Below are 21,269 nucleotides of genomic sequence, written 5' to 3'. Positions count from 1 at the left end.
ATCTTACGTGACTGCAAGATCATACTGGTGGGTAAGACCCCTCGAACCACAGGAAAGAACGGGAAAAGCCATGACCCACATTGCAATGGAACCGGCAGTTGCCGCCGGAACGACGCCGCGGACCGTCGACGTCGATGTGCCGCAGGCGAAGGCGCTTGCCAACGAAACCGTCGCGCTGGTCCGCCACTGGCTAACCGAGGCGTCCAAGGTTCCCGTGGATGCTTCAGCCCAGCAGCTCGCAGGTGTGTTGAAGGACCCCAACGGCCTCGACTTCACCGTTGGCTTTGTCGACGGTGTAGTCCGCCCCGAAGACCTGAACGTCGCCGCACGCAACCTCGCCGCACTGGCTCCCAAGGTCCCCGCGTTCCTGCCCTGGTACATGCGCCGCGCTGTTCAGCTCGGCGGCACCATGGCTCCGGTCATGCCGCAGGTTGTTATCCCCATTGCCCGCAAAGTCCTGCGCGAGATGGTTGGCCACCTGATCGTGGACGCCACCGAGGCGAAGCTGGGCCCGGCCATCGCCAAGATCCGCAAGGACGGCATCAAGCTCAACGTCAACCTCCTCGGTGAAGCCGTCCTCGGTGAGCACGAAGCTTCCCGCCGGCTCGAAGGCACACACACCCTGCTGGCCCGTCCCGACGTGGACTACGTCTCCATCAAGGTGTCCTCGACCGTTGCCCCGCACTCCGCCTGGGCCTTTGATGAAGCCGTGGAACACGTCGTCGAGAAGCTCACCCCGCTGTTCCAGCGCGCCGCCTCCTTCGCCGGAAACGGCAAGAAGGCCAAGTTCATCAACCTGGACATGGAGGAGTACAAGGACCTGGACATGACCATTGCGGTCTTCACCCGGATCCTGGACAAGCCTGAGTTCAAGGACCTCGAGGCCGGCATCGTGCTCCAGGCCTACCTCCCGGACGCACTCTCAGCCATGATCCGCCTGCAGGACTGGGCTGCCGAACGCCGGGCCAACGGCGGTGCAGCCATCAAGGTTCGCGTGGTCAAGGGCGCCAACCTGCCGATGGAGCAGGTGGAAGCCTCCCTCCATGACTGGCCGCTGGCCACCTGGGGCAGCAAGCAGGACTCCGACACCAGCTACAAGAGCGTCATCAACTACTCGCTCCATCCGGACCGGATCCAGAACATTCGGATCGGCGTGGCCGGCCACAACCTGTTCGACATCGCCTTCGCCTGGCTGCTGGCCAAGCAGCGCGGGGTGGAATCCGGGATCGAGTTCGAGATGCTGCTGGGCATGGCACAGGGCCAGGCCGAAGCCGTCAAAAAGGACGTCGGTTCGCTGTTGCTCTACACCCCGGTGGTACACCCGGCCGAGTTCGATGTCGCCATCGCGTACCTCATCCGCCGCCTCGAAGAGGGCGCCAGCCAGGACAACTTCATGTCAGCCGTCTTTGAGCTGAGTGAAAACGAGGTCCTGTTCGAGCGCGAGAAGCAGCGCTTCCTCGCGTCGCTGACAGCGCTGGACAACGCGGTTCCGCCGGCCAACCGGCAGCAGGACCGCAGCCTGCCGCCGGTTCCGATGCCCCACAGCGGCTTTGAGAACACCCCGGACACCGACCCGTCCCTGCCCGCCAACCGCGACTGGGGCCGCGCCATCCTGGGACGTGTTCCGTCCTCGACGCTGGGTAACGCTTCCGTTGCTGCAGCATCCATCAGGGACGAGGCCACCCTCAACACCGTGATTGCCACCGCCGTCGAAAAGGGCAAAGCCTGGGGCGAGCTCTCCGGCGACGAGCGCGCCGAGATCCTGCACCGCGCCGGCGACGTCCTCGAGGCCCGCCGCGCCGACCTGCTCGAGGTCATGGCCAGCGAAACCGGCAAGACCATCGACCAGGGCGATCCCGAGATCAGCGAAGCAGTGGACTTTGCCCACTACTACGCAGAGTCTGCCCGCAAGCTGGAAAAGGTCGATGGCGCCACGTTCGTCCCTGCCAAGCTCACCGTGGTCACACCGCCGTGGAACTTCCCGGTCGCCATCCCGGCCGGATCCACCCTCGCGGCACTCGCGGCCGGCTCCGCCGTCGTCATCAAGCCCGCCAAGCAGGCCGCCCGCAGCGGCGCCGTGATGGTGGAAGCGCTCTGGGAAGCCGGCGTTCCCCGCGACGTCCTGACCATGGTGCAACTGGGTGAACGGGAACTTGGCAAGCAGCTGATCTCACACCCGGCCGTTGACCGCGTGATCCTCACCGGCGGCTACGAGACCGCAGAGCTGTTCCGCTCCTTCCGCCAGGACCTGCCGCTCCTGGCCGAGACCAGCGGCAAAAACGCCATCATCGTCACCCCCAGCGCCGACCTGGACCTTGCCGCCAAGGACGTTGCCTACTCTGCGTTCGGCCACGCCGGTCAGAAGTGCTCGGCCGCTTCACTGGTGATCCTCGTGGGCTCGGTGGCCAAATCCAAGCGGTTCCACAACCAGCTGATCGACGCCGTCACTTCACTGAAGGTGGGCTACCCCGAGGATCCCACCAGCCAGATGGGTCCGATTATCGAGCCTGCCAACGGCAAACTCCTCAACGCCCTCACCACGCTCGGCGAAGGCGAAAACTGGGCAGTGGAACCGAAGAAGCTGGACGGCACCGGCCGGCTCTGGAGCCCCGGCGTTCGCAACGGCGTCAAGCGCGGTTCCTACTTCCACCTGACCGAGTTCTTCGGCCCGGTCCTGGGCGTGATGACCGCTGAAACGCTGGAAGAGGCCATCGCCATCCAGAACCAGATCGAGTACGGCCTCACCGCGGGCCTGCACTCCCTGAACCCGGAGGAGCTGGGCGTCTGGCTGGAGACCATCCAGGCCGGAAACCTGTACGTGAACCGTGGCATCACCGGAGCCATCGTGCAGCGCCAGCCCTTCGGCGGCTGGAAGAAGTCGGCCGTCGGCGCCGGCACAAAGGCCGGCGGACCCAACTACCTCGCGGGTCTGGGCAACTGGACTGCCGCCACGAGCACGGCGGATGCCACCATCAGCCATCCCGGCGTCCGACGGATCATCAATGCCGCAGGTTCCGCCCTGGAGCCTGCAGAATTCGAATCCGTCGAGCGGGCCCTGGCCTCGGACGCGGAGGCCTGGGCAGAGGAGTTCGGCACCGCCAAGGACGTTTCCGGCCTCAGCGCGGAGCGCAACATCTTCCGGTACCGCAGCCTGCCGGTGACGGTGCGGCTGTCCGCAGGCGCGCCGCTCGCGCACCTGGTCCGGACCGTAGCAGCAGGCGTGCTGGCGGGCTCGGAGCTGACGGTGTCCGCCGCCGTCGAGCTTCCCGCCCAACTGCGCCCGGTCCTCACCGCGCTGGATATCGACGTCAAGGTTGAGTCCGACGGCGAATGGCTGGCTGCCGCTGGCCAGCTCGCTTCTGCCGGTAAACTTTCGGGGGCTCGCATCCGCCTGATCGGCGGAGACGCCGCTGCCTTGGCTCAGGCGACCGGCGGCCGCCCGGACCTTGCTGTCTACGCACACCCGGTCACCGAGGCCGGCCGCGTGGAACTGCTGCCGTTCCTGCACGAGCAGGCTGTCAGCATCACCGCGCACCGCTTCGGCACACCGAACCACCTTTCGGACGCCCTGATCTAGTCACATTCCCAGCAAGGCAAAGGCCGGGCGGCCACCTTCGCGGTGGCCGCCCGGCCTTCTGCTGTACTGGCTGGTTGGCTGTCCGATCAGCCCAGGTACCAGCCTGGTGGTGACCAGGTCACCGGCACGCTGTGGGCGGAAAATTCCTCGCATCGGGTGCAGGTGTAGGCGACTTCGCCCAGGGCAGCAACGGATCCGTCGCGCCGGTATGTCGGCGGGATGTAGGACTCAAGGTAGACAAATTCATCGGTGCGGCACTTGTCGCAAGTGGGCTTACCCACGTATCCGGTGTCTGTGGTGGCTAGTCCGGAGCCGAGGGTGGATTGGCGGGTGGCCGGCGGCCGTGCGGTGTTATGCGGGCGGGCGTGTGAAGAGCTGAGGTGGGTGTTCTTGGCTGTCGTCATTGGCTGCCTGTCCCGGGCATGCAACCTGACGGGCAGGGCATGCTCGTGTTAGAGACCTGGCCAACTGATTGACCAGTGGGAAAACCAGCATAGGTGATGCTACCTTCTGGCATCAATGGAGAACGGGTTGTCTTCTGTCCTAAGCTTTAGCTGCTCAGGAACGACTTCAACGCCGCTGCCCAGGCGCCGTTGGTGTCCAGGTGCGCGTCGTGGGATGCGTCCGGGACGTCAGCCCGCCGAACATCGTGGCCGCGCGATACGAACTGCGCCTTATCCCGGCTCAGGAAGGGAACCGGCCAGGAGCGGAAGAATTCCCCGAGCTGCATATTCTCCGTGGGGCTCTCGATGACGTTGACGACGTCGGCAATAAAGGCCTCCCGTGAAAGGTCACCGGGCCTCGAGGTGCTCCGCCCGTGACCGCGGAGCTCCAGCAAATGTCCTTAAGCCGGCTGGTTGATGGTCCGGCCCACTATTGACTGTGTCAGCGCGTCGATCACCTCGGAGTTGGCCAAGGGGTTGCGGATCAGGGTGAAATCCACGTCGCCGACTGCCGGCAGGTCAAAGCGCCGGGTGATGATCTTCAGGTCGTCGGGTACCAGGGAGGACGGCATCACGGCGACTCCAATGCCTGCCCGGACGGCGGCCAGAACCCCGCTGATCTGGCGCGTGGTGCAGGTGATGCGCCACGTCCTGCCACGCGACTCCAAGGCATCGATGGCGAGTTTCCGGCTCAAGCTGGGCGAGGGGTACGCGATCAGCGGGACAGGTGATCCTGGTTCCAGCACTGTCTGTTCCTGCCCTACCCAGGAGAAGGAATCATGCTGGACCACTGTGCCGTCCTTGGCTCCGGCCACCCATTTCACGAATACAAGGTCCAGTTGGCCTGCGTTGAGCTTCCGGTACAGCTGGTCACTCTGGCCAACTGTCAGCTCCAGGTTGATCTGCGGATAGATTTGGCGGAACTCGCGAAGGATGCGTGGCAGTCCGGTGATGGCGAGGTCATCAGCGGTGCCGAACCGCAGCCGTCCACGCATGGCTGAGCCGGAAAAATAACGGGCGGCGGCGTCGTGGGCCGAGAGGATGTTCCGCGCGAACCCGGCCATCGCATCGCCGTTGTCCGTCAGCCTGACATCGCGGGTATCCCTCGTGATGAGCACCCGCTTGGCTGCGGTTTCCAGCTTGCGGACGTGCTGGCTGATGGTGGGTTGGGCCAGCCCCAACCGCTCAGCAGCCTTAGTGAAGCTCAGGGTTTCGGCGACGGCCAGGAAGGAGCGCAGCTGGGCTGGTTCGAACACTTGTGACTCCGGTGGCGAGGGGCGGGCATCGGTGGCATTGCAGTTCGCAATACGAGTTATAGGGACAATACGTCTCCATAATCATGTGCACCCACCCTAGCGTTAACCTCATCCCGGACCGACCGCAATTTGAGGACACTCCTGTGGCACCCCCACCGCCTTCATCGGCAACTGTTACCCAGCCCGTCATCGACTCAGCCGGCTCAGCACCGCCGGACCACCAGACCCAGCCCCTCGCCGTCGTGCCTGAACGCCTTCCGTGGAGGCACACCTTCATCTCACTGCAGGTCCCCAACTTCCGGATCTTCGCGATCGGGCACTTCATCGCTGTCATTGCCATCTGGATGCAGCGGATCGCCCAGGACTGGATGGTCCTTCAGCTTTCCGGATCCGTGACCGCCGTGGGGATCACTGTGGCGCTGCAGTTCCTGCCTTCACTGCTGCTGGGACCCTGGGGCGGCATGGTGGCGGACAGGTTCGCCAAGCGGAAGATCCTGATCCTGTGCCAGAGTATGGCCGCGATTCTGGCCGCAGCGCTCGCGATACTTGCCCTGACTGGCGCCGTCGAGGTCTGGCACGTCTACGTCATCGCCCTGGTCCTCGGCCTGGTCACTGTGCTGGATCAGCCGGCCCGGCAGGTCTTCGTCAACGAACTAGTGGGCCCGAAGTACCTGCGCAATGCGATCAGTGTCAACTCGACCACGTTCCAGCTGGGCGGCCTGATCGGTCCCGCCCTCGCCGGCTGGCTGCTCACTTCCCTGGGAGCAGGGTGGGCGTTCGCCGGCAACGCCGTCGCCTGTTGTTCGACGGTGGCCATGCTCCTGGTCCTGCGGAAGGACCAGTTGTTCGTCAGCGCCCCTGCCCCCAAGAGCAAGGGCATGCTCCGTGAAGGACTCCGCTACGCCCTCAGCAAGCCCACCATCTACTGGCCGTGGCTGATGGCCGGATTCATTGCGGTTTTCGCAATGAGCCTGCCGGTTGTGCTTGCTGCCTTCGCCGATCACGTCTTCGACGTCGGAGCCGGGGGCTATGGCCTGCTGAATGCCCTCGTGGCGCTCGGCGCATTGGCGGGAGCCGTGGCGTCCACGCGGCGCCGGCAGTTGCGGCTGCGCTCCGTGGTGTTCTGCGCCGGCATGTACGGAATGATGCTCTGTCTTGCCGCCTTTGTATCGTCAATGGCGGTGTTCGGGGCTGTGATGGTGCTGTCCGGATTCTGGTGCATGATGTTTCTGACCGGGTCCAACCAGATGGTCCAGGTGAGCTCCAACATGGGTATCCGGGGCCGGGTGGTGAGCCTGTACATCATGGTGCTGATCGGCGGCCAGGCAATAGGCGGGCCGATGCTCGGTTGGCTCTCGGAGCACGCCAGCCCGCACCTGGCCTTGCTGGTGGCCGGAGGAGTCCCGGCCCTCGCCGCCTTGACAGTCGCCGTCGTCCTGGCCCGGAAAGGCTCCCTGCTGCTGAGGGTCAGCCTCAAGGACCGCCGCCACCCCGTGAGCATCGTCAGCAAGGCGACGGCGGCCTGAAGCCGGGCTACAGGGTCAGGTGCGGGTAGGCGTCTTCCCGTTTCTGGAACTCGAGGACGTCCTTGTTGCGGACTACGCCGTCGCGGATCTCGATGGCACGGCTGATGGTGTCGTTCCCGGCCCACGCCTCCGGGCCATCGATGACCGTTTCCAGGAACGGAAGCAGGGCCTGGCTAATCTCCCATGTGGAGGAGTTCCAGAGATAGGACGGGCTATGGTCCACTGCGTAGTAGTTGATGTGGTCACCGACGGTGAACATCGGATCTGCGAAGGTGGTGGACCTTGCCCAGCTGAAGCCCATTCCTTCGTCGCAGGAGACATCCACGATCAGGCTTCCCGGCTTGAAGGCGGCAAGATCCCCTGTTTGCAGATAGGTCAGCGGATTGTTGGGGTCCTGCAGGGTGCAGTTGACCACGATGTCGCTCTCGGCCAGGAACGGCGCCAGCGGCACCCGGCCCCGCTCGGTGATGACCTGGCTCAGGAAGGGCGCTTTGTCGTCGTGATCAAACTGGACGATATTGACCGAATGAATGGGGGCACCGACGGCGGCGACCCCGCGGTTGGTCAGCACCTGGACGTCGTGGACGCCATGGGCGTTGAGGGCGGTGACGGCGCCTCGGGCTGTGGCTCCAAAACCGATCACCACAGCGCTGAGCCGCCGTCCGTAGTCACCGGTTGAACCGGTCAGTGCCAGGGCGTGCAGCACCGAGCAGTACCCGGCGAGCTCGTTGTTCTTGTGGAAGACGTGCAGGCCGAAGCCGCCATCACTGGCCCAGTGGTTCATGGCCTCGAAGGCGATCAGCGTTAGCTTCTTGTCAATGGCCAGTTGGGTGATGGAGCGGTCCTGGACGCAGTGCGGCCAGCCCCAGAGGACCTGGCCATCCTTCAGCTCGGCCAGATCTTCCGGTTGCGGCTTGGGCAGGAGTACGACGTCGGCCTCCGCCAGCAGGTCCTCCCGGCTCGCCATCCTGCCCACTAAAGTTGAGAGGTGCCCGTCCGAGACGCCGAAGCGTTCACCGTAGCCCTGCTCAAGGATGATGTGCTGGCGGACCTCCGGCGCGATGCGCTCAAAGTGCAGCGGGTGGATAGGGAGCCGGCGCTCGGCAGGCTTACGGGTGGAAGCCAGGACTCCCAGGGTCAGTTTGTTCTCGAGGCCAGTCACTTCTTCTTTGCGGCCTTGCTGGACGTCACGTCCAGGGAGCTGGCCGGCGCGGCGGCGGCCCTCTTGTCTGCGCGCTTTTCCTTAATGGACTTTCCGGATTTAGCGGATGCTGTTTTACGCGGGGACTTGTCAGCCATGAATGCTCCTGTAGCGGAACCGAAGAGGTTCCTGACCTCTGACCCTACACGCCGGTACCTAATAACCGGGGCGCAGCTTAGCGGCTACGAGCGGAATAGTGGAGCGGCTGACGGGAATCGAACCCGCGTATCAAGCTTGGGAAGCTAGCGCTCTACCATTGAGCTACAGCCGCATCGCCCCCGTTCCAGGGGCAGAACATAGCTTAGCGCAGATGTGGCAGTGGGCCGTCCAAGCAGAGGGGCTGGCTGCCCGTGTCCGGTCAACGGGGTGTCATCCAGTAACTCTTCAATAACGTACCGGGTGCTGGCTAGGTGGGGGCGGGGGAGCGCGGGCTAACCTGTTCCGGGTAGCTGCGGTGCCGGGGGGTGCAGCTACTGACAAGTAGACGTCGACCATGAAAGATCCCGATGGTATTCGCAGAGCATGAGGTCCTCATCAAGCGCGATGCCATGGCTGTCTACCTGTACCTCCTTGATGCCACGAACCTTCCGTTTTGGCGCGACGGGGTCCGCAGCGTCAAGCTGCTTAAGGGTTCCGCCGGCACCAAGGGCGCCGTGTACAGGAAGATGGTGGCAGGACGTTCCGGACTGAGTATTCCGGCCGATCTGGAAATCACGGAGGCAAGGCCAGGGGCCGAAATCCAGTTCCGGATCGCCTCAGGGTTGGGCCAGCGCCTGGGCGGTTACTACCTCAGTTCCGAGGCTTCGGGGACCCGCGTCCGCTTTGCCCTCGAAGTCCGGCCGGAGGGCCGGACCGGTCTCCTGCAAAGGCTCGGGTTCCTGAGCAGGATGTCCCAGCGGAACCTCTGTTCCGAGGTAGCCCAACTGGAGCGCCTCGAGGACGTCATGGAGCTCCAGCCGGCCATCCAGGCCCTTACTGCGCCAACCGCTGGCCCGCCCAGGGCCCCGTAAGGTTCGACGGCGACGTGAGGCTTCCGGAGGTCAGGTCCCAGTACTGCACCACGTCCGAGGCCCGGCGCAGCGCCAATCCGGTGGAGTTCAGCACGGTGACGTCCCGCAGTGGCCGAATGCCCGTAACGTCGCCCCAGCCGGTGGCCACGGTAGCCCTCGCCTCGGCACGCAGGGCGGTGGTGCCCCAGCCGCGGTGGAGCTGGACCGACCCGTTCGTCCGTACGGCAAGGACATCCTGGAACCCGTCGCCGTCATAGTCCACCATGGACAGCTTTCGGGCAACGCCGATGTTGCCCATCGGTGCATTGGAGTTTAAATCTCCAAGGCCCTTGTTCGGGTAAAGGTAAAGGTTCCCGCCGGCGTCCAATGCAAGGATCTGCGGCATCCGGTTGCTGGCGCACCACCCGCCGACGGCCAGGGTCAAGGGTTGCCAACCGCTGCTTCCAAGAGTGACTGGCGCCTGGAACCCCCCGGTGGCGATGCCGCGGTGCAGCGTCAGTGTGCCGCTGTTCCATTGCGTCAGGAGGTCGAAGGCGCCGTCGCGGTCCCAGTCGGTGGTGAACACTTCCTTGGCGCCGGCGAAGCCTGACCCAATCACCTTGGCGGCGGAATAGGTACGTGCCGCGGTGACTGCCCGGGCGAGGAGTTGCCCCGTGGCGTCAATTGTCACGAGGTCCCCTGGCCCCTTAATCGCTGCTGCGGAGAGGTTGAGCGTTGGGGGCATGTGCTTGGCAGGAGCGTCGCACACAGTTGGTGCTGGTGATGGGAAGGCGCCGCCGGACCCTGCGCTGGCTGGCGAGTTGAGGGTGCCGGCCGGCAGTGTGGTGTAGCCAAAAAAGTTCACCACGCCCCAGATTTTGTAGGTTCGGTCCGTGTAGCTGACCCCGGCACCCATAACGTTGAACCGCGGATCAATCAGCATGGCATTGTGGCCAGGGGAACCCTTCCACCACTCCACGAGCTGGGCGGCGTCGCGGTCCGTACGGATGGCGATGACCTCGCCGGCGCCGTTGTTGGGGCTCATGGCCCGGGAGTCAGTCCAAAAATTGGCGCGGTGCTCGATGACTTCGCGGGAGGCAATGCTGTCGGACCATTCCTGTGCCAACCCTGCCACCGTGGGGTGGTACTTCACCGGGTTCAGGCCCTTGGACACACGATATTCATTGATTTTGTTGAACACGGTGAGCACGGCGGCCGCATTGCTGTCCGCCACCAGGGCCTCCGGTGAAGGCAGGGCGGCAGCAGACTCGGGGGCTGCGAGGCGCTGGGGCGACGGCGAGGCCAGTTCCTCATCCGGTGCCCAGAGCGGCGGGATCGACGGAACTTCGGGGGCCGGTGCTACTTCGGGGGCCGGTGCTTCTGCGGCAGGGGCGGCCGGCGCAGGTGCAGGGAGGGCCTCTGTCGTGGCAACCGCAGCGGCGGGCTCCGTCACCGCACCCGCCATTTCAGACGGTGATGCCGGACGGATGTCCGGTTCGACGGCGGGGGTGAGGCCGGCAACAGCTGAGCTGTCCGGCATGGAAGCGCCGCCGTCGTTGTTCGCGCCCGCCGGCCCCAGGGTGACGCTGCGCGGGCCTGCCGGGCTCGCCGTCTGGCCCGCCGCGATCGGCAAGGGGGCCGTGCCCCCGGACGAGGAAACCAGCGCCAACGCGCAGAGCACGCCAATAAAAGAGGGCGCGACCAATCTATTCACAAACATCCCCAGCTCTGTTGGGCCATCCGGGAGACCATCCGGCGCCTTAAATCACTGAGGCAACACTAGCCCCACCAGGGCACAGGAACAACGAAAGAATGCGGCTGTGGATAACCGATACGGTAATTTGGGACGGTGCTGATCTCTGACCGCGATATTCGCGCCGAAATAGACTCCCAGCGGATCGTGCTGGAACCGTACGAACCGGCGATGGTCCAGCCGTCGTCGGTGGATGTCCGGATCGACAAGTTCTTCCGTCTGTTCGACAACCACAAGTACGCGCACATCGATCCGGCCGAAGAACAGCCGGAGCTCACGCGGCTGGTGGAAGTGGAACAGGACGAGCCCTTCATCCTGCACCCGGGCGAGTTCGTCCTTGGCTCTACCTATGAAACGGTGACGCTCCCGGATGACATTGCTGCCCGGCTGGAAGGCAAGTCGTCCCTGGGCAGGCTGGGGCTACTGACGCACTCCACCGCGGGATTTATCGATCCCGGCTTCTCGGGCCACGTCACCCTGGAACTCTCGAACATGGCAACGCTGCCCATTAAGCTGTGGCCAGGCATGAAGATTGGCCAGCTGTGCTTCTTCCGGCTCACGTCCGCGGCCGCGTACCCCTATGGGCAGGGCGACTACGGCAACCGCTACCAGGGCCAGCGCGGGCCTACGGCCAGCCGCAGCCACCTCAACTTCCACCGCACATCGATTTAGCGTCGCCGCAACCGTTTAGGCCTTCGCCGCAACACCAGCGGGCGGCAGCACGGACTTTACCAACGGTTCCACATAGCGTGCCGCCAGCGGACCCACAACGGCCATGATCAGCACATAGGCAGTGGCCAGTGCGGCAAGTTCGTCAGGAATCGCACCTGAGGCCAGGGCCAAACCGGCAATGACGATCGAGAATTCACCGCGGGCTATCAGCGTTGCTCCGGCACGGAACCGTCCGGGACGTGCGATGCCGGCGCGCTTTGCCGCCCAAATCCCGGTTGCCATTTTGGTTACCGCGGTGACCAGGGCGAGCGCGAGTGCCCAGCCGAGCACCGGGGGAATGGACGAGGGGTCAGTGTTGAGGCCGAATGCCACAAAGAAGATGGCCGCAAACAGGTCCCTCAATGGTTCGAGGATGCGGGTGGCGTTGTGGGCGGTAGCGCCGGAGATGGCGATGCCGAGCATAAAGGCCCCCACCGCCGCGGACACCTGCATGGCTGAAGCGAAGCCGGCCACCAACAGCGCGGCGCCCAGGACGTTCAGCAGGAACACTTCGGAGTTCTCGCTGTGCACGGCCTTGGAGACCCGGTGCCCGTGGCGCAGCGCCACCATCAGGACCAGGCTCACCACAGCCAACGCGACACCCACGGTGGTCAGTCCCCCGAGGAAGCTCACCCCGGCCAGCACGGCGGTGAGGATGGGCAGGTAGACAGCCATCGCCAGGTCCTCAAAGACCAGGATGGACAGCACCACCGGAGTTTCGCGGTTACCCAGCCTGCCCAGGTCCGTGATGACCTTGGCCGCGATTCCGGACGAGGAGATGTAGGTAACCCCGCCCATCACCATCGCACCCACCCCGCCCCAGCCCAGCAGCAGGGCGAGGGCGGCGCCGGGCAGGAAGTTCAGGATGAGGTCCAGCACGCCGGCCTGCCAGGAACGGCGAAGTCCGGTAAAAAGCTCAGCGGCGGTATATTCCAGTCCGAGCATAAGCAGCAGCAGGATCACGCCGATTTCCCCGGAGAGGTGTGCAAACTCCTGCATACCTTCGAGCTTGATGATCCCGCCGGCGCCAAAGGCGAGCCCGCCTAGAAGGTACAGCGGGATGGGTGACATTCCGATCCGTCCGGCCAGCCTTGCCAACAGGCCAAGGCAGAACACAACGGCCCCCAGTTCGATGAGGGTCAGGGCCAGCGGGTCCATCGCGTTTATCCGTGACGCAGGATATCGGCCGCCGAATCGAGGCCTTCCTGGGTGCCAACAGCTACCAGCAGATCGCCGGTGTGAAGGACGACGTCGGGTCCCGGCGAGGGGAGCACCTCGCCTTCGCGCATGATGGCCACAATCGAAACGCCGCAACGGGTGCGGATGCAGGCCTTCCCCATGGGCTGGTCTTGGAACGGGGAGTCGGGTGCGATCGAGAACTGCCTGGTGACGATGCCGGGAACATCTTTGTGTTCTTCAGTCAGCTTCATGGCCAGGTGCTGCCCGCCCAGAAGGTTGCCGAGGGTTGCAGCCTCGTCCCCGGTCAGGGGAATTGATGCCTGGCAGGTATCGGGATCATCCCAGGTGGAAACGATAAGTTCCGTCTGGCCTTCCCGCAGCTCCACGACGCCAATACGGCGGCCGGAAGCGGTCATAAAGTCCTTGCGCCGGCCGAGGCCCGGAAGGTCGGTCTCATCCACGTTCATGAGTTAAGCCTAGTCTGCCGCGACCCCGGTGGGGCGGGCCCTGAGGATTCCCGCAGGACCAGCCCCAACGCGGTAAGGACGGGCCCGGGGGCAGCCGGGGCCGTCGAAACGCCTGGGGAAAATCAGGCCGCGGGAACCACCGCGATGGAGGCCTTGTCCGGCGACTTCACGGGCAGCAGCACCAGGAGCCCGGCCAGGAGCACCACCATGATCCCCAGGATGCCCCAGCGCTGGGCTTCACCGGGCGCCACCAGCGGGGTGGCCAGGGTGATGCAGAGGGTGAAGAGGGCCGGTGCCAGGAAACTGACAGCCCGGCCCGTGGTGGCATAGAGCCCGAAGAGTTCACCGGATTCGCCATGCGGGGCAAGGCGCGCCAGGTACGCCCGCGAGGAGGACTGCGCCGGCCCCACAAACAGGCAGAGGAACAGCCCGAACACCCAGAAAGTGGCGCTGCCAGGCCATGCCATTCCGAAGAAGACGTAATCGCCGCTGCCCAGGACCAGGATGACGGTGCCGGCGATCAGCAAGCCCACCAGGGCCCCGATGATCACCGCCTTGGGTCCAATTTTGTCGTCCAGGAATCCGCCGATGATGGCGCCAACAGCCGCAACCACATTCCCGAAGATCGCGAAGAAGATGACCTGGGACAATTCGAAGCCGAAGGTGCCCGCGGCGATGATTCCACCGAAAGTGAAAACAGCTGCCAGGCCGTCACGGAAGACTGCGCTCGCCAGCAGGAAATAGATGGTGTGCGGACTGGTGGCATAAATCGCCTTGATCCGCCGGATCAGCAGCCCGTAGCTGGCCGCGATTCCCAGCCGGCGGGCCTGGGGGGCCTTGGGCAGTTCGGGCACGGCGAACAGTACGGGCAGGGCGAAGACGAAGAACCACAGGGCGGAGAAGACTGCCACGAGGCGGATGTTCAGGCTGTCCTCGGTTGAGGCTCCGAACCAGTCGAAGCTGGGCTGGACGAACAGCTGCAGGACGATCAGCAGCGCCGCGATACCGCCCAGATAGCCCGCGCCCCAGCCGAGTCCGCTGACCTTTCCGATGTTCCGCGGCGTGGAGATCTGGGCCAGCATGGCGTTGTAGTTGACGCCCGCGAACTCGAAGAACACGTTGCCAAGGGCGATGAGCGACACCCCAAGCAGGAGGAACTCGGGCCGGGGGAAAACAAAGAAGCACAGGGCAGTAAGGATGGCGACGGCAGCCGTGTTGACTCCCAGCCACAGCTTCCGCCGGCCGCCCGCGTCCGAGCGTTGTCCGGTGACCGGAGCCAGCAACGCGATGGCAAGGCCGGCAACCGCCAGCGCCCCGCCCAGGACCGCCGACGCCTGGTCTTCCCCGCCAAACGCGTTGGATGTGAGGTACACGGTGAACACGAACGTGGTCATTACAGCGTTGAAGGCCGCCGACCCCCAGTCCCAGGATGCCCAGGCAAGGATCCGGCCCTTGCTGGTTGCCTGGTTCCCCGATTCGAGTTCCGAGGACGGTTGCGTGGCCCCGGGAGCGCTGGCGCTGTTCATACGATGCATCGTATCCGCCCCTGGCGAACACCCAGCGGACCTGATGCCCGTGACGCCAGGGAAAGCGGCCGGAGGATACAACACCCACGGAGGAAGCGGTAGCAGAGCCTTGATAAACTGGGCCCTCCCGAACCTTACGAATGACCGCCAGCTCCAACTTTTGACAATCGAATCCCTGACGTTGCGGAGATACCAGTGATCACAGTCCTTGCCGTGCACTTTACGGTGGCTGTGCTGGCCCCGCTCTTCTTCAGGGCCTGGGGCCGCAACGCTTTCTACGCACTGGCGGCTGTTCCCGCTGTCTCCTTCATCTGGCTGCTGCTCCAGCACGTATCCGTCTACTCGGGCCGCGGGGCGGTGGCCGAGGCAGTCCCTTGGATTCCGGGCCTCCAGCTTGAGTTCGCCTTCCGGATGGATGCCCTGGCGTGGGTCATGTCCCTGCTGGTACTGGGCGTCGGCTCGCTGGTCCTTATCTACTGCGCACGGTACTTCAAACGGAAGGACCAGGACCTCGGCGCCTTCGGAGCCCAGCTGCTGGCCTTCGCCGGGGCGATGTTCGGCCTGGTGGTGGCGGACGACCTCCTGCTGCTGTTCATTTTTTGGGAACTCACCACCATCCTGTCCTACCTCCTGATCGGATTCGCCCGGACCCGTCTGGCGGCACGGCGGTCGGCGCTCCAGGCGCTGATGGTCACCACCGCGGGCGGCCTGGCCATGCTGGTGGGCCTGATCATGCTGGGTTACGCCGCCGACACCTACCGTATCTCGGACATCCTCCAGCAGGCGCCGGCGCTCATGGGCGGACCTTCGGGCACCATGGTGAGCGCCGCCGTCGTACTCATCCTGGTAGGTGCCATCACCAAATCGGCCCTGGTGCCCTTCCATTTCTGGCTTCCAGGAGCCATGGCCGCCCCCACGCCGGTCAGCGCCTACCTGCACGCGGCGGCGATGGTCAAAGCCGGCATCTACCTCGTTGCGCGGCTCGCTCCGGGTTTCTCCGAGACGTCGTTCTGGCAGCCGGTGGTGCTGGGCCTCGGGCTGGCGACGATGCTCGTGGGCGGCTACCGCGCACTGCGGCAGACCGACATCAAGCTCATCCTCGCCTACGGCACCGTGAGCCAGTTGGGCTTCCTCACCATGGTGGTGGGGCTCGGCACGCCGGATGCCGCCCTGGCCGGCCTCGCGATGCTGCTGGCCCACGGACTGTTCAAGGCCACCCTGTTCCTGGTGGTGGGCATTATCGACCACCAGTCCGGCACCCGCGATGTCCGCAAGCTTTCCGGCGTTTTCCGGTCCTCCCGTGCCCTGGGTATTGTGGCCGGCATCGGCGCCGCGTCCATGGCAGGCGTACCGTTCCTGGGTGGCTTCGTGGCCAAGGAATCAGTGCTGGAGGCATTCGTCCACCACGCAGGTGACCCCGCTGCCGGTTTCTGGGGTGCGGTAGTCCTGGCCGGGCTGGTCCTGGGATCCATCCTCACCTTCGCGTACAGCGCACGCTTTATGTGGGGCGCGTTCGCCGTCAAGCCCGGAGTGGAGCGCACGCCCTTCAAGGCCATCAAGCCTTCCTTCCTGGCAGCGCCGGCTATCCTCAGCCTCCTGACCATTGTCTACGGCCTCTGGCCGGTCCCCGTGGACGCCTGGATCCAGCCGTACGCCGCCCTGTTTGCTTCCTCCGCTCCCGACGCCGGAACGCCCGCTGAGCAGGCGGGCCACCTCGCGCTGTGGCACGGCTTCACCCCCGCGCTTGGCTTGACGGCACTCACGTTCGCGCTTGGCCTGGCGATGTACTTTGGCCGCAACGCGGTTTCCCGGGCCCAGTCCCTGGTGCCGGGATGGGTGGACGGAGACAAGGCCTATCAGTACACCGTCGGTGCACTGGATGACGTGGCGGTGTGGGTTACCGGCCGTACCCAGCGCGGTTCGCTGTACTACTACCTCGCCGTCATCCTCAGCGTCGCGTTTGTGCTGCCTCTCTCGGCCATCCTGCTGGCCGGCAAGCCGCTTCCGGACGATATCTACCTTGTTGACCCCGGTTCCCCGCTCCAGCTCGTGGTGGGCGCGGGCATCGTGATCGGTGCCCTGGCCGCAGTCAAAGCCAACAAGCGGTTCCTGGCGGTCCTGATGGTTTCGGTAACGGGCTATGGCATCGCCCTGATGTTTGCACTCCAGGGCGCTCCGGACTTGGCCCTGACCCAGATGCTGGTGGAAACGATCGTCCTGGTGGCCTTCGTCCTGGCGCTGCGCAGCCTGCCCCCTGAGCTCCGCGGCCGCACCGGCGGAAAATACCGCGTGGTACGGGTCATCATCGGCCTGTGCTTCGGCGTCACCATGGTTTTCGCCGCGATCTACGCCATGGGCGCCCGGACAGCCATCCCCGTCTCGCTGGAGTTCCCGCGCCTCGCCTACGAGGGCGGCGGGGGATTGAACATCGTCAACGTCACCCTTGTGGACATCCGGGCTTGGGACACCTTCGGCGAAATTACCGTCCTTGCCCTTGCAGCCACAGGTGTCGCAAGCCTCATCTTCATCCGGGGCCGCGGCGACCGCATCAGGAACTCCGCCACCGTTGCCGCGGGCACCGTGGGCCGGTACCGCGCCGTCAACCCAAGCACGCGGGACGCCGCTGCGCTAGCGGTCAGCCGGAAGTTCGCCGCGGCAGCACGGGACGCGTGGATAGTGGCAGGGCGCACCCTGGCCCCCGAACGCCGCTCCATCATCTTCGAAGTGGTCACCCGGCTGATCTTCCACTCCATGATCATCTTCTCGCTGTACCTCCTGCTGGCCGGGCACAACCTTCCGGGCGGAGGGTTTGCCGGCGGCCTCACCGCAGGTCTCGCCCTGACCATCCGCTACCTTGCCGGCGGGCGGTTCGAACTGCGAGAGGCGACACCCGTGAGCGCGGGTGCCCTGCTGGGTGTGGGGCTCGCAGTTGCTGCAGCTTCCGGCGTGGCGCCATTGCTGCTGGGCGGCCAGGTATTCCAGACGGCCATCATTGAACTCTGGCTGCCGGTGTTCGGCGACATCAAGTTCGTCACCTCAACCATCTTCGATATCGGCGTGTACATCGTGGTGGTGGGCCTGGTGCTGGACGTCCTGCGGAGCCTCGGCGCCGAAATCGACGAGCACCTCGAAGAGCGGTCCGCCGCTCCCGCCGGTGCCACCGATGACGAGCCGGAGTTGGCCGGGGCTGCTTCCGCCGCAGGCCTGCGGGGCGCGGATATCCGCGCCCCGGCCGCGTCCGCACGCAGCGAAGAGCCGGAAGGCTTGTCCGCCGAAACCACCGCAAAGGGCCAAGCATGAGCGTGAACCTGACCCTGCTGATTGTGATGGGTGCCCTGTACGCCAGCGGAATCTACCTGATCCTGGAACGCAGCCTCACGCGCGTGCTGCTGGGACTGATGCTCCTGGCGAACGCCACCAACCTGCTGATCCTGGCCACCGGCGGATACTCGGGCCTTGCCCCGCTGTATTCAAAGGACATTGCCGCCCAGGACTACAACGATCCGTTGCCCCAGGCGCTGATCCTGACGTCCATTGTGATCTCCTTTGCGGTCACGGCGTTTATGCTCGGCATCATCTACCGCACGTGGGTACTGGCCCGCCAGGATGAAATCCAGGACGACGTGGAAGACCTCCGTGTGGCGGTAACGCCCAGCTTCGACGCCGAGGACGACGCCGAGATCCCCGCAGAAACCTCGGAGTTCCCGGTTGCGACGGTCGTGGCGGGCGGCCGGGAGATGCCGGCCGAGCGTGCAGCCGCGGAAGAAAAACCCGGCTCCAAAAATGTGGCCCCTGGCCCGGAAGGAGTCGGAAAGTGAACATCGCAAGCTTTGCCCCGCTCGCCGTCGTACTTCCCATCCTGGGCGCCGCCCTGACCTTCCTGCTGATCCGGCACTCACGGGCGCAGCGGGCGGTCAGCATCGCGCTGCTGTCCCTCACGCTCCTGCTGGAATGCTTCCTGCTGGCCTCGGTGTGGGACGGCGGGACTGCGGCCGTGACCATCGGCGGCTGGCTGCCCCCGTGGGGCATCGTGATGGTGGTGGACCAGTTCTCCTCCCTGATGCTGGTGGTCTCCTCGGCGGTGAGCCTGGCCGTGCTGGTGTACGCCACCGGCCAGGGCATGGCCGACGGCGACCATGACGCTCCGGTCTCGATCTTCCACCCCACCTACCTGATTCTGGTGGCCGGCGTTTCCAACGCGTTCCTCTCCGGCGACCTCTTCAACCTCTACGTCGGCTTCGAGATCCTGCTGACGGCAAGCTATGTCCTGATGACCCTTGGCGGCACCGGGCCAAGGATCCGGGCGGGCGTCACCTACGTGGTGGTGTCCGTGGTGTCCTCGGTGCTGTTCCTGATCTCCATCGCCATGGTCTACGGAGCCACGGGGACCGTCAACATGGCCGATCTCGCCATCAAGCTTGGCGAGCTGGACCAGGGCACCAAGACGCTGCTGCACGTAATGCTGCTGGTGGCGTTCGGCATCAAGGCGGCTGTCTTCCCGCTGTCCTTCTGGCTGCCGGACTCCTACCCCACCGCGCCCGCGCCGGTCACCGCCGTGTTCGCCGGACTGCTCACCAAGGTGGGTGTTTACGCCATGGTGCGCACCGAGACCCTGCTCTTTCCCGGGGACACCCTCAACACACCCCTGATGGTGGCCGCACTGCTGACCATGGTGGTGGGAATCCTTGGTGCGCTGGCGCAGAACGACATCAAGCGTCTGCTCTCGTTCACGCTGGTCAGCCACATCGGCTACATGGTGTTCGGCCTCGCCATGTCCTCCACCGCGGGGCTGGGTGCGGCCGTCTTCTATGTGGCCCACCACATCACCATCCAGACCAGCCTCTTCCTGGTGACGGGCCTGATCGAACGCCGCGGCGGAAGCTCGTCGGTGGACCGCCTGGGCGGCCTCGCCAAACTCTCGCCGCTGCTGGCTCTGCTGTTCTTCGTTCCCGCCATGAACCTGGCCGGCATCCCTCCCTTCTCCGGTTTCCTGGGGAAGGTGGGGCTCATGCAGGCCGGCATCGAGCTGGGCACGCCGCTGGCCTACGCACTGGTGATCGGCGGTGTCCTCACCAGCCTGCTCACGCTCCTTGCCATCGCCAGGGTCTGGAACCGCGCTTTCTGGCGAAGCCCGGCCGATGCCGAACACCCGGATCCCGTACTGCTTGCCCCGCCCCTTGCGAGGGTGGCCGGTCCGGGGGCCAAGCGGAACACGGTAACCCTCCTGCCGCGCACCATGGTGGGTTCCACATTGGGACTGGTGGTTCTTGGTGTAGCGCTTACTGTTTTCGCCGGTCCGTTGTTTGCGGTTTCCGACCAGGCCGCGGAAGACATGCTGGACAGGTCCTCCTACATCCAGGCCGTCCTGGGCGAGGACACCATTGTTCCAATGGTCCTGACGTCCGGAGGAGGAAAATGAGCCGCCGGCGCATTTCATTGCGCCAGGAGCTTCCCCTCCTGGTGTGGCTGGTCATTGTCTGGGGCGCCCTGTGGCAGGACTTCAGCCCCGGAAATCTCCTCTTTGGTGCACTGCTGGCTGTTGCCGTCGCGCGGTTGTTCTACCTCCCGCCGGTGGAACTGAGCGGCCGTTTCAACATCCTCTACGCCGTACCCTTCGCGCTCGTGTTCCTGGCGAAGGTGGTGGTTGCCAGTGCGCAGGTCCTGTACCTGGCCGTGGTGCGCGGGCCCAGGGTGAAAAACGCCGTGGTGGCCGTGACGCTGCGGAGCCACCAGGACCTGTTGGTCACGGCAACGGGGCACGTAATTTCGCTGATCCCGGGGTCGCTGGTGGTTGAGGTGGACAGGTCCACCTCAACCCTGTACCTGCATGCACTGAACATCAGTTCCGCCGAGGACGTTGAAAACTTGAGGAAAGAGGTGCGTTCCATCGAAGCCGGGCTGATCAGGATCATGGGCACCAAGGAAGAACTCGACGCCGTCCGGACGGAGGCAGCCGCATGATGCAGACAGTCCTGGTCCTTACCGCCGTCATCTTCTCGCTGGCTGCGGGGGGTGCCATCATCAGGATCGCCCGCGGGCCTTCGCTGCTGGACCGGGTGCTCGCGGCGGACGTCCTGCTGGCCATCCTCGGCGGCGCACTGTGCGTGGACATGGCCGTGAACCGGCATTTGCACAACCTGATGCTGGTGCTGGCCATCTCCATCATCGGTTTCCTGGGGTCCGTGACGGTTGCCCGGTTTGTGGCCGACCGAAGGGAGGTGCCAGGTGAGTCCTGACGCTACCGGCATGGACTTGTGGATCGACCTGCTATCCGCCGTGTTTATGGTGGTGGGGGCCATTATGTCCCTGGCCGCCGCTATCGGCCTGCTCCGCTTTCCGGACCTCTTGAGCCGCATGCACGCCGCCACCAAGCCGCAGGTGTTGGGGCTGTTCCTGCTGCTGGCAGCCATCGGTCTGCAGATGCGCACCTGGTGGGTGTGGCCCGCACTCGTGGTGGCCTGGATTTTCCAGCTTCTGACGGTACCGGTGTCCGCCCACATGGTGGGCAGGGCGGGTTACCGCACCAAGCACCTGCACCGCGAACTGCTGACGGCCGATGAGTTGGAGGCAGTAGTGCAAAAAGCCGCCGCCAAAACCGCCCGTGAGGACGATTCCGGCGACGGCTCCAGCAAGTAACTGCC

At 65.0% G+C, this 21,269-nt stretch carries 19 protein-coding genes and 1 tRNA gene; 10 read left to right on the top strand and 10 right to left on the bottom strand.

The annotated features are described in order from the left end of the window. The first annotated feature begins 70 nt into the window (after positions 1–70). Complete coding sequence (locus M1E07_RS19110; RefSeq protein WP_461188190.1) at positions 71–3,577, top strand: proline dehydrogenase family protein; 3,507 nt, start codon at positions 71–73, stop codon at positions 3,575–3,577. Between the two features lie 86 nt (positions 3,578–3,663). Here M1E07_RS19110 and M1E07_RS19105 read toward each other — a convergent pair whose 3' ends face one another. The 3 genes from M1E07_RS19105 to M1E07_RS19095 all read right to left on the bottom strand — a co-directional run bounded on the left by M1E07_RS19105 (position 3,664) and on the right by M1E07_RS19095 (position 5,276). Beyond that, on the bottom strand, positions 3,664–3,981 hold the full coding sequence (locus M1E07_RS19105; RefSeq protein ID WP_461188189.1) for a hypothetical protein: 318 nt from the start codon (positions 3,979–3,981) through the stop codon (positions 3,664–3,666). Between the two features lie 146 nt (positions 3,982–4,127). Beyond that, the gene (locus M1E07_RS19100) at positions 4,128–4,415 is read right to left on the bottom strand and encodes a hypothetical protein (protein ID WP_461188188.1); all 288 of its coding nucleotides are present in this window, start codon (positions 4,413–4,415) and stop codon (positions 4,128–4,130) included. Positions 4,416–4,421: 6 nt separating this feature from the next. Then, positions 4,422–5,276 (bottom strand): LysR family transcriptional regulator, encoded by an 855-nt coding sequence (locus M1E07_RS19095; protein ID WP_461188187.1) that lies wholly within the window; start codon positions 5,274–5,276, stop codon positions 4,422–4,424. Between the two features lie 143 nt (positions 5,277–5,419). Between M1E07_RS19095 and M1E07_RS19090 the strand changes: the two genes are divergently transcribed. Continuing rightward, positions 5,420–6,802, top strand: a complete 1,383-nt coding sequence (locus tag M1E07_RS19090; protein WP_461188186.1) for an MFS transporter — start codon at positions 5,420–5,422, stop codon at positions 6,800–6,802. Between the two features lie 7 nt (positions 6,803–6,809). On the opposite strand, the gene M1E07_RS19085 is transcribed toward M1E07_RS19090, so the two are convergent. The 3 genes from M1E07_RS19085 to M1E07_RS19075 form a co-directional block, all read right to left on the bottom strand. After that, the gene (locus M1E07_RS19085; protein WP_461188185.1) at positions 6,810–7,964 is read right to left on the bottom strand and encodes a N(5)-(carboxyethyl)ornithine synthase; all 1,155 of its coding nucleotides are present in this window, start codon (positions 7,962–7,964) and stop codon (positions 6,810–6,812) included. Beyond that, a complete protein-coding gene (locus M1E07_RS19080) occupies positions 7,961–8,101 on the bottom strand; it encodes a hypothetical protein (protein ID WP_461188184.1) in 141 nt (46 codons plus the stop codon). Before M1E07_RS19080 ends, M1E07_RS19085 begins: the two co-directional genes overlap by 4 nt. 99 nt (positions 8,102–8,200) lie before the next feature. Further along, positions 8,201–8,274 (bottom strand) — tRNA-Gly (locus M1E07_RS19075). A 235-nt stretch (positions 8,275–8,509) separates the two neighbouring features. Here M1E07_RS19075 and M1E07_RS19070 point away from each other — a divergent pair. After that, on the top strand, positions 8,510–9,013 hold the full coding sequence (locus M1E07_RS19070; RefSeq protein ID WP_461188183.1) for an SRPBCC family protein: 504 nt from the start codon (positions 8,510–8,512) through the stop codon (positions 9,011–9,013). Here the strand turns inward: M1E07_RS19070 and M1E07_RS19065 are convergent. After that, complete coding sequence (locus M1E07_RS19065) at positions 8,976–10,712, bottom strand: CAP domain-containing protein (protein WP_461188182.1); 1,737 nt, start codon at positions 10,710–10,712, stop codon at positions 8,976–8,978. The genes M1E07_RS19070 and M1E07_RS19065 overlap by 38 nt on opposite strands. A gap of 129 nt (positions 10,713–10,841) precedes the next feature. Here M1E07_RS19065 and dcd point away from each other — a divergent pair, with 129 nt between their 5' ends. Further along, complete coding sequence (gene dcd, locus M1E07_RS19060; protein WP_458780130.1) at positions 10,842–11,417, top strand: dCTP deaminase; 576 nt, start codon at positions 10,842–10,844, stop codon at positions 11,415–11,417. Positions 11,418–11,432: 15 nt separating this feature from the next. Here the strand turns inward: dcd and M1E07_RS19055 are convergent, their stop codons facing one another. The 3 genes from M1E07_RS19055 to M1E07_RS19045 all read right to left on the bottom strand — a co-directional run bounded on the left by M1E07_RS19055 (position 11,433) and on the right by M1E07_RS19045 (position 14,628). Then, positions 11,433–12,614 carry a cation:proton antiporter gene (locus M1E07_RS19055; RefSeq protein WP_461188181.1) on the bottom strand — a complete coding sequence of 394 codons (1,182 nt, stop codon included), beginning with the start codon at positions 12,612–12,614 and terminating at the stop codon, positions 11,433–11,435. Positions 12,615–12,619: 5 nt separating this feature from the next. Beyond that, positions 12,620–13,102: a cation:proton antiporter regulatory subunit gene (locus M1E07_RS19050; protein ID WP_461188180.1), complete on the bottom strand. Its 483-nt coding sequence runs from the start codon at positions 13,100–13,102 to the stop codon at positions 12,620–12,622. 122 nt (positions 13,103–13,224) lie between these two features. Further along, entirely contained in the window at positions 13,225–14,628 is a 1,404-nt protein-coding gene (locus M1E07_RS19045) for an MFS transporter (protein ID WP_461188179.1), read from the bottom strand. 195 nt (positions 14,629–14,823) lie between these two features. On the opposite strand from M1E07_RS19045, the gene M1E07_RS19040 reads away from it, so the two are divergent. From M1E07_RS19040 to mnhG, 6 genes are read left to right on the top strand one after another with little or no spacing between them, the layout of a single operon-like run. Beyond that, positions 14,824–17,928, top strand: a complete 3,105-nt coding sequence (locus tag M1E07_RS19040) for a Na+/H+ antiporter subunit A (RefSeq protein ID WP_461188178.1) — start codon at positions 14,824–14,826, stop codon at positions 17,926–17,928. After that, positions 17,925–18,446 carry a Na(+)/H(+) antiporter subunit C gene (locus M1E07_RS19035; RefSeq protein ID WP_461188177.1) on the top strand — a complete coding sequence of 174 codons (522 nt, stop codon included), beginning with the start codon at positions 17,925–17,927 and terminating at the stop codon, positions 18,444–18,446. The genes M1E07_RS19040 and M1E07_RS19035 overlap by 4 nt, the downstream gene beginning before the upstream one ends. After that, complete coding sequence (locus M1E07_RS19030) at positions 18,443–20,047, top strand: Na+/H+ antiporter subunit D (protein ID WP_461188176.1); 1,605 nt, start codon at positions 18,443–18,445, stop codon at positions 20,045–20,047. Before M1E07_RS19035 ends, M1E07_RS19030 begins: the two co-directional genes overlap by 4 nt. After that, the gene (locus tag M1E07_RS19025) at positions 20,044–20,589 is read left to right on the top strand and encodes a Na+/H+ antiporter subunit E (protein WP_461188175.1); all 546 of its coding nucleotides are present in this window, start codon (positions 20,044–20,046) and stop codon (positions 20,587–20,589) included. The genes M1E07_RS19030 and M1E07_RS19025 overlap by 4 nt, the downstream gene beginning before the upstream one ends. Then, on the top strand, positions 20,586–20,864 hold the full coding sequence (locus tag M1E07_RS19020) for a monovalent cation/H+ antiporter complex subunit F (RefSeq protein WP_461188174.1): 279 nt from the start codon (positions 20,586–20,588) through the stop codon (positions 20,862–20,864). Before M1E07_RS19025 ends, M1E07_RS19020 begins: the two co-directional genes overlap by 4 nt. Beyond that, on the top strand, positions 20,854–21,264 hold the full coding sequence (gene mnhG / locus M1E07_RS19015; protein ID WP_461188173.1) for a monovalent cation/H(+) antiporter subunit G: 411 nt from the start codon (positions 20,854–20,856) through the stop codon (positions 21,262–21,264). Before M1E07_RS19020 ends, mnhG begins: the two co-directional genes overlap by 11 nt. The last annotated feature ends 5 nt before the right edge of the window (positions 21,265–21,269 follow it).

It is taken from the genome of Arthrobacter sp. Z4-13 (assembly GCF_054792705.1).
This window is presented reverse-complemented; position numbering and strand designations above follow the sequence as displayed.